Raw genomic sequence first — 6,239 nt, 5'->3', positions numbered from 1 at the left:
GGGCGTTGTCGGTGCCATGGTCCACCATGGGGGCATGAGTGACCCGACCAGCATCGCCGCCCCCGCCGCCGTTCGCGGTGGTCGCCCCGTGAGTGGCCCGCGCGTGCGGGAGATGACGCTCGCCGACTGCGACCGCGTGTCCGAGATACGCGTGCGGGGCTGGCAGTCGGCGTACCGGGGACTGATGCCGCAGCCGTACCTCGACGGGCTCAGTGTCACCGAGGACGCCGAGCGGCGCCGCGCCCTGTTCACCCGGGCCCCGGCCGGCCTGGTGAACCTGGTCGCGGAGGACGACGCCGGCGACGTGGTCGGCTGGGCCTGCCACGGGCCGTACCGGGACGGCGAACTGCGCACCGGGGACGCCGAGTTGTACGCGATCTACGTCGACGCCGGGCGCTTCGGCGGCGGCGTCGGACAGGCCCTGCTCGGGGAGTCGGTGCGCCGGTGCGCTGCCGCCGGGCACCCGCGGATGCTGCTGTGGGTGCTGGAGGGCAACGCCCGCGCCCGGCGCTTCTACGAGCGGGCAGGCTTCCGCGCCGACGGCGCGGTGGAGTCGTCCGACGTGGACGGCGTCCCGGTGCCCGAGGTCCGGTACACCAGACCGCTCACCGTCTGACGGCACGCACGGGACCGGCGGCTCCCCGCCACCCCGGGCCACACCGGCCGCCCCCTCACCGCTGCCCCGGGATCCGTGCCAGGGCCCGTACCGCCGCCTCGGCCAGCGACGGGTGGGCGAGGGCGTCCTTCAGCACGGGCGCGGCCCGTTCGTCGCCGAGCGAGCCGAGGCCGTCGACGCAGGCGAGCGCCACGCGCCGGTACGGGTCGTGCGGGCGCAGCCGGCGCCCCAGGGTGGTGATCAGCGCGGGCACCGCCTCCGGGGCGCGCAGCTCGACCAGCAGGCGCACCGGATGCAGGGCGTAGGCGACGCGCAGCTCGTTGGTGGCGAGGGCGGCGGCGGCGCGGGCGGTGCGCGGGTCGCCGAGCCGGGCGAGGGCGTGGGCGGCGGAGGCGCAGCGCGGCGGGTCGCGGTGGTTGAGGAGCAGCACCAGGGACTCGAAGGCCCGCCGGTCCCCCGCCAGTCCCAGCCGGAACGCGGCGAGTTCCCGGGCCCACAGCGGCTGTCCGGGCTCGGTGAGCACCGCGGCCAGCGCGTCGTGGTCGCCGGTCGCGGCGAGCCGGTCGCACGCCGTCACGGCGCCCGGTGTCCCGGAGGCGGCCGCCTCGGACCGTAAGCGCTCCGTGAGCGATCGCAACTCTTCGTCCATGACACCGAGGTTAGGCGGGTCACACGCGGTGTGGGAGCCACATCACGAACACCGGGGGCTGGCGCGCTCGTTACCCGCGAGTTAATCTCAGACGAGCGGGTCACCCACCCGCAGCACTCCGCACGACGGTTTGGTGACGCAGCCGCCGTGGGAGCAGATCGGCAGATCCGGTGCCTCGGGCACCGCAGTGCGATCCGGCCTCGGGACAGGGCCGGTCGGACCCCGCCGCCGCCCGGGCGTGTGCACGCCCTGCGGACGGCACCGGGCGTGTGCGCACGCAGCCCGGCAACACCCGCACTCCTCACTCCGTACGCACCCGGTGCGCCGTCCGGCGCACCCGGGGCGTTCCGTCGTCACCCTCATTCCTGGAGTCCCGCGATGGCCACTCCCCAGTCCGACACCCCTCTGTCCCCGCTCCGCACCGTCGCCGTGGTCGGCCTCGGCACGATGGGCACCGGCATCGCCGAGGTCCTGGCCCGGGCCGGCCGCGACGTGGTCGGCATCGACATCAGCGAGGCGCAGGCCGCGAAGGCCGTCGCCGCGCTGGAGGCGTCCACCGCCCGCGCCGTGGAGCGCGGACGCCTGACCGGGGACGAGCGCGCCGACGCCCTCGCCCGGGTCCGTACGGCCACCGACCTGCGGGCCGCGGCCGACGCCGACCTCGTGATCGAGGTGGCGCCGGAGTCGTACGAGATCAAGCAGCAGATCTTCCGGGAGCTGGACGGGATCGTGCGCCCCGACACGATCCTGGCGACCGGCACCAACGCGCTGTCGGTGACGCGGCTGGCCGCGGACTCCTCCCGCCCGGAGCGGGTGCTGGGCCTGCACTTCTTCAACCCGGCGCCGGCGATGAGACTGGTGGAGGTCGTCTCCTCGGTGCTGACCGCGCCGGCCGCCGTCGCGGCGGTCACCGATCTCGCCCTGGACCTCGGCAAGGAGCCCGTCGCGGTGGGCGACCGGCCCGGATTCGTCGCCGACGGGCTGCTGTTCGGGTATCTCAACCAGGCCGCGGCGATGTACGAGGCGAACTACGCCTCCCGCGAGGACATCGACGCCGCGATGCGGCTCGGCTGCGGGCTGCCGATGGGGCCGCTGGCGCTGCTTGACCTGATCGGCGTGGACACCGCGCGCACCGTCCTGGAGGCCATGTACTCGGCCTCGCACGACCGGCTGCACGCCCCCGCGCCCATCCTGAAGCAGCTCAGCGAGGCCGGTCTGACCGGCCGCAAGACGGGGCGCGGCTTCTACACGTACGAGGCGCCGGGCAGCGCGGTCGTCGTGCCCGACGCCCTGACCCCGCGCGCGGGCGGGACCACGGTCGCCGGCCGTCCCGTGCGCTCCGTGGGCGTCGCGGGCTCGGGCACCATGGCGTCCGGCATCGCGGAGGTGTTCGCGAAGGCCGGGTACGACGTCGTCCTCGCCGCCCGCAGCGCGGAGAAGGCCGAGACGGCCAAGGCCCGTATCGGCAAGTCCCTGGCGCGCAGCGTCGACAAGGGCAGGCTCACCACCGAGGCCGCCGCCGCGACCCTGGGGCGGATCACGCCGACGGGGACGTACGACGACTTCGCCGACGTCGACCTGGCCGTGGAGGCGGTCGCGGAGGACCTGGAGGTCAAGCAGCAGCTGTTCGCGACGCTGGACAAGGTCTGCAAGCCCGGCGCGGTGCTGGCCACCACCACCTCGTCCCTGCCCGTCGTCGCCTGCGCCCGCGCCACCTCGCGCCCGCAGGACGTGATCGGCATGCACTTCTTCAACCCGGCGCCGGCCATGAAGCTGGTCGAGGTGGTCCGCACCGTGCTGACGGCGGACGACGTGCACGCCACCGTCCGCGAGGTGTGCGCCAAGGTCCGCAAGCACGCCGTGGACTGCGGCGACCGGGCCGGGTTCATCGTGAACGCGCTGCTGTTCCCGTACCTCAACAACGCGGTCAAGATGGTGCAGGAGCACTACGCGACGCTCGACGACATCGACGCGGCGATGAAGCTGGGCGGCGGCTACCCGATGGGCCCGTTCGAGCTGCTGGACGTGGTCGGTCTCGACGTGTCGCTGGCCATCGAGAAGGTGCTGCACCGCGAGTTCCGCGACCCGGGGCTGGCCCCGGCGCCGCTGCTCGAGCACCTGGTGGCCGCGGGCTGCCTCGGCCGCAAGACGGGCCGTGGCTTCCGCGAATATGCCCGCCGCTGAGCCCGGTCCCGGCGACTGGTTCCGGTCCGAGGAGGACTGGGGCGGACTGCTCGACCCGGCCGGGTCTCCCCCGCCCTTCGTGGGCGGGGGAATCCCCGGTGATGCGCACCGGCCTGCGCACATGCAGTACGTTCGGGTCATGTCCCAGCCCGCCAAGTCCTCACGTACCCCAGCTACGCCCGACGCTCCGGAGAGCGCGGCCGGCAGCCGGGCCGCCGCCCAGCGGCTCAAAATGCGCCGGGAGCTGGCGGCCGCGGCCATGGAGCTGTTCGCGACCAAGGGCTACGAGGCGACCACCGTCGACGAGATCGCGGCCGCGGCCGGCGTCGCCCGCCGCACCTTCTTCCGCCACTTCCGCTCCAAGGAAGAGGCGATCTTCCCGGACCACGACGACACCCTGGTGCGTGCCGAGGCCGTGCTCAACGCGGCGCCCGCGCACGAGCATCCGCTGGACACCGTGTGCCGCGGCATCAAGGAAGTCATGAAGATGTACGCGGCCCGGCCGGAGATCTCGGTCGCCCGCTACAAGCTGACGCGCGAGGTGCCCACCCTGCGCGAGGCGGAGATCGCGTCGGTGGCCCGCTACGAGCGTCTGTTCACCCGCTATCTGCTCGGCCACTTCGACGAGCACGCGCACGACGACGACGCCAACGACGACCCGCTGCTGGCGGAGGTCGCCGCGTCCGCCGTGGTCACCGCCCACAACCACGTCCTGCGGCGCTGGCTGCGGGCGGGCGGGCAGGGCGACGTGGAGGCGCAGCTCGACCACGCCTTCGCGATCGTGCGCAAGACGTTCGGCACGGGCATCGGCGCCGGGCGGAGCACGGCGTCCTCGGGACCGGCCTCCGCGGCCTCGGCGGCCTCCGTGGAGGGCGAGGTGCTGGTGACGGTCGCCCGCACCGACGCCCCGCTGCACGAGATCATGCGCACCATCGAGCAGGCCCTCAAGGAGCGCTGAACCGGGTTTTTCCCCTGTGACGACGGCCACCCACCGGGTGGCCGTTTTTGCATGTCAACGCCCCTTTTCCACCCTCTACGGGACCTCATTCGATCGATCATCGCTCATATGTTGCGTAAAGATTTCATCTGAGTGCAGTTTCTGGCACTCAGTGCCTTGCGGGGTGACACGCGGTGTCATACGTTGAAGGTGTCCGGGCTGTCCCCGCACCCATCCCCCGCGCGCCCGGCGCCTGCGTCACAGGCACTTTCACCCAACCCCTCTGCACCACCGACGTAACCCTCAGCGCCCCTCCCTCAGGGCGCTCACCGCCGGAGGCAACACCGTGACCGTGAAGGACATCCTGGACGCGATCCAGTCGCCCGCATCCACGCCGGCCGACATCGCCGCACTGCCGCTCCCCGAGTCGTACCGCGCGATCACCGTGCACAAGGACGAGACCGAGATGTTCGCGGGCATGGAGACCCGCGCCAAGGACCCGCGCAAGTCGATCCACCTGGACGAGGTGCCGCTGCCCGAGCTGGGCCCGGGCGAGGCCCTGGTGGCCGTCATGGCCTCCTCGGTCAACTACAACTCGGTGTGGACCTCGATCTTCGAGCCGCTGTCCACCTTCGGCTTCCTGGAGCGCTACGGCCGCACCAGCGAGCTGGCCAAGCGCCACGACCTGCCGTACCACATCATCGGCTCCGACCTGGCCGGCGTCGTCCTGCGCACCGGCCCGGGCGTCAACGCCTGGCAGCCCGGCGACGAGGTCGTCGCGCACTGCCTCTCCGTCGAGCTGGAGTCGTCCGACGGCCACAACGACACGATGCTCGACCCCGAGCAGCGCATCTGGGGCTTCGAGACCAACTTCGGCGGCCTCGCCGAGATCGCCCTCGTCAAGTCCAACCAGCTGATGCCGAAGCCCGGCCACCTCAGCTGGGAGGAGGCCGCCGCCCCGGGCCTGGTCAACTCCACCGCGTACCGCCAGCTGGTCTCCCGCAACGGCGCCGGCATGAAGCAGGGCGACAACGTGCTCATCTGGGGCGCGAGCGGCGGCCTCGGCTCCTACGCCACCCAGTTCGCGCTGGCCGGCGGCGCCAACCCGGTCTGTGTCGTCTCCTCCCCGGAGAAGGCCGAGATCTGCCGGAAGATGGGCGCCACGGCGATCATCGACCGCAACGCCGAGGGCTACAAGTTCTGGAAGGACGAGCACACCCAGGACCCGAAGGAGTGGAAGCGCTTCGGCAAGCGCATCCGCGAGTTCACCGGCGGCGAGGACATCGACATCGTCTTCGAGCACCCCGGCCGCGAGACCTTCGGCGCCTCCGTCTTCGTCACCCGCAAGGGCGGCACCATCACCACCTGCGCCTCGACCTCGGGCTACATGCACGAGTACGACAACCGCTACCTGTGGATGTCGCTGAAGCGCATCATCGGCTCCCACTTCGCCAACTACCGCGAGGCCTGGGAGGCCAACCGCCTCATCGCCAAGGGCAAGATCCACCCGACGCTGTCCAAGGTGTACTCCCTGGAGGACACCGGCCAGGCCGCGTACGACGTGCACCGCAACCTCCACCAGGGCAAGGTCGGCGTGCTGTGCCTGGCCCCCGAGGAGGGCCTGGGCGTGCGCGACGAGGAGCTGCGCGCCCAGCACATCGACGCCATCAACCGCTTCCGGAACATCTGAGGACGGCGGAGGCCACACATGACTGAGCGTCAGAAGGACCGGCCGTGGCTCATGCGCACGTACGCCGGCCACTCCACGGCCGAGGCGTCCAACGAGCTGTACCGGCGCAACCTCGCCAAGGGGCAGACGGGTCTGTCGGTCGCCTTCGACCTGCCGACCCAGA

General features: G+C 72.3%; 6 protein-coding genes. 5 read left to right on the top strand and 1 reads right to left on the bottom strand.

All coding sequences use genetic code 11. From position 1 onward, the window contains the following. The first annotated feature begins 112 nt into the window (after positions 1 to 112). Complete coding sequence (locus GTW67_RS08410) at positions 113 to 616, top strand: GNAT family N-acetyltransferase (RefSeq protein WP_524539760.1); 504 nt, start codon at positions 113 to 115, stop codon at positions 614 to 616. A 55-nt stretch (positions 617 to 671) separates the two neighbouring features. Here GTW67_RS08410 and GTW67_RS08405 read toward each other — a convergent pair whose 3' ends face one another. Then, positions 672 to 1,265: an adenylosuccinate lyase gene (locus tag GTW67_RS08405; protein ID WP_161164180.1), complete on the bottom strand. Its 594-nt coding sequence runs from the start codon at positions 1,263 to 1,265 to the stop codon at positions 672 to 674. 378 nt (positions 1,266 to 1,643) lie between these two features. Between GTW67_RS08405 and GTW67_RS08400 the strand changes: the two genes are divergently transcribed. The 4 genes from GTW67_RS08400 to GTW67_RS08385 all read left to right on the top strand — a co-directional run. Next, positions 1,644 to 3,449, top strand: coding sequence for a 3-hydroxyacyl-CoA dehydrogenase family protein (locus GTW67_RS08400; protein WP_161164179.1), 1,806 nt, complete (start codon positions 1,644 to 1,646; stop codon positions 3,447 to 3,449). A 139-nt stretch (positions 3,450 to 3,588) separates the two neighbouring features. After that, positions 3,589 to 4,407 (top strand): TetR family transcriptional regulator, encoded by an 819-nt coding sequence (locus GTW67_RS08395; RefSeq protein ID WP_161164178.1) that lies wholly within the window; start codon positions 3,589 to 3,591, stop codon positions 4,405 to 4,407. 325 nt (positions 4,408 to 4,732) lie between these two features. Further along, the gene (gene ccrA / locus GTW67_RS08390) at positions 4,733 to 6,076 is read left to right on the top strand and encodes a crotonyl-CoA carboxylase/reductase (protein ID WP_161164177.1); all 1,344 of its coding nucleotides are present in this window, start codon (positions 4,733 to 4,735) and stop codon (positions 6,074 to 6,076) included. Positions 6,077 to 6,094: 18 nt separating this feature from the next. Beyond that, positions 6,095 to 6,239 (top strand): methylmalonyl-CoA mutase family protein (locus GTW67_RS08385; protein ID WP_161164176.1); only part of this gene is annotated, 145 nt, incomplete at its 3' end.

This window comes from Streptomyces sp. SID5910, from assembly GCF_009862125.1.
GTDB lineage: Bacteria > Actinomycetota > Actinomycetes > Streptomycetales > Streptomycetaceae > Streptomyces.
This window is presented reverse-complemented; position numbering and strand designations above follow the sequence as displayed.